The organism is Acinetobacter sp. YH12043 (assembly GCF_013419915.1).
In the GTDB taxonomy this organism is placed as follows: Bacteria; Pseudomonadota; Gammaproteobacteria; order Pseudomonadales; family Moraxellaceae; genus Acinetobacter.
This window is the reverse complement of the sequence record NZ_VOZD01000058.1, coordinates 1-1,482: the sequence shown is the minus strand read 5'-3', so window position 1 is coordinate 1,482 and position 1,482 is coordinate 1. Positions and strand designations below refer to the sequence as shown.

The 1,482-nt window shown below is 43.8% G+C and carries 1 protein-coding gene; it reads left to right on the top strand.

Annotated elements, in window-relative coordinates; all coding sequences use genetic code 11:
• Nucleotides 1–107 precede the first annotated feature (107 nt).
• The gene (locus tag FTU01_RS15435; RefSeq protein ID WP_096902756.1) at nt 108–1,433 is read left to right on the top strand and encodes an ISNCY family transposase; all 1,326 of its coding nucleotides are present in this window, start codon (nt 108–110) and stop codon (nt 1,431–1,433) included.
• Nucleotides 1,434–1,482: the final 49 nt, after the last annotated feature.

The window sequence follows — 1,482 nt, the reverse complement described above, 5'->3', positions numbered from 1 at the left end:
TGTAACTCCAAAATAGAAATGTCCGGTTTCTCCAAAGTAAAAATGTCCGCTTTTAGAATATGCGCTGTTGCAATTTTCTTAGCGGACGGTTTGATATGTTGGTGTCTATGTCGGATAAAGAACTTAAACGATTGTCGGTCTTGCAAGAAATCTGTGATCAACGCATAACCCAGCCCCAGGCTGCTCAGCTACTTCATATTTCAGAACGTCAGATCAGACGTTTATTGCAAAAATACAAAACTCAAGGTCCAACTGCATTAGCCCATGCTGCACGTGGCCAAATCAGCAATTCCAGGCTTCCTGAAGAGCTCAGACTCAAGTGCCTCAATCTGGTCGCTGAACAATTCCATGGTTTCGGACCCACTTTAGCGCATGAAAAGCTCACCACCGTTCATGGCTTTGATATTTCAGTTGAAACACTGCGTTCCTGGATGATTGCAGCAGATCTGTGGATTCCTCGCGCCAAGCGCCTGAAACGCCCGTATCAGCCTCGTTACAACCGGGATTGCTTTGGTGAACTGATCCAAATTGATGGCTCACACCATGACTGGTTTGAAGGACGCGCTGCTAAGTGCTGTTTGCTGGTGTTTATCGATGATGCGACAGGAAAATTGCAGCATTTACGCTTCTGTGAATCAGAATCAACCTTTGACTATATGATTTCAACACGTTTATATGTCGAACAGCACGGTAAGCCTTTAGCGTTTTACAGCGACAAACATTCAGTCTTTAGAGTGAATCAAAGCAGCAAGAAAGACACCAAGATTACCCAGTTTGGACGTGTACTCAGCACCCTCAATATCGATATCATCTTCGCCAATTCACCACAGGCCAAAGGCCGTGTAGAACGGGCGAATAGAACGCTTCAGGACCGTCTGATCAAAGAAATGCGCTTGGAAGGCATCTGTTCGATTGAGCAAGCTAATGCCTGGCTACCCTGCTTCATTGAGCAGTTCAATCAGAAGTTCGCCAAGATGGCTTTTAATCCTAAGAATCTACATCGGCCTATCACTGAAACAGCCGAAGAATTAGATGATATTTTTACTTGGCGTGAACCCCGCAGAGTCACCAATAGCCTGACGATTACTTATGATAAATGCGTATATCTCCTGGAAAACACCGAAGAAAATCAAAGGTTGATCGGTAAGTATCTTGAGTTCCTGGAATACCCGGATGGTACTGTAGCCCTCATGCATGATGGCCGAAAGATCAATTACAGCCTCTTCGATAAATTAAGTCAGCTGAATCAGCGAGAGATTGTTGAGAATAAACGGTTGAGTGCTGTTCTGAATCATATCCAACAACAGCATGAAGAACTGGAACAGCAAAACAAACGTAATCGTTCTCAAAAGATGCCAAGCAGACGTGCACAGAAAACAGCGATTGAACAACGAAATCTAAATCCTGTGCTTGACTTGGAAATGTCCATATAGGACATTTCTATTTGGTTATTAGGTAGGACATTTCTACTTGGGAATAACA

What these genes read in the sequence shown, in the direction of transcription:
- FTU01_RS15435 (WP_096902756.1), top strand. Translation starts at nt 108, where the DNA reads ATGTCGGATAAAGAACTTAAACGATTGTCGGTCTTGCAAGAAATCTGT.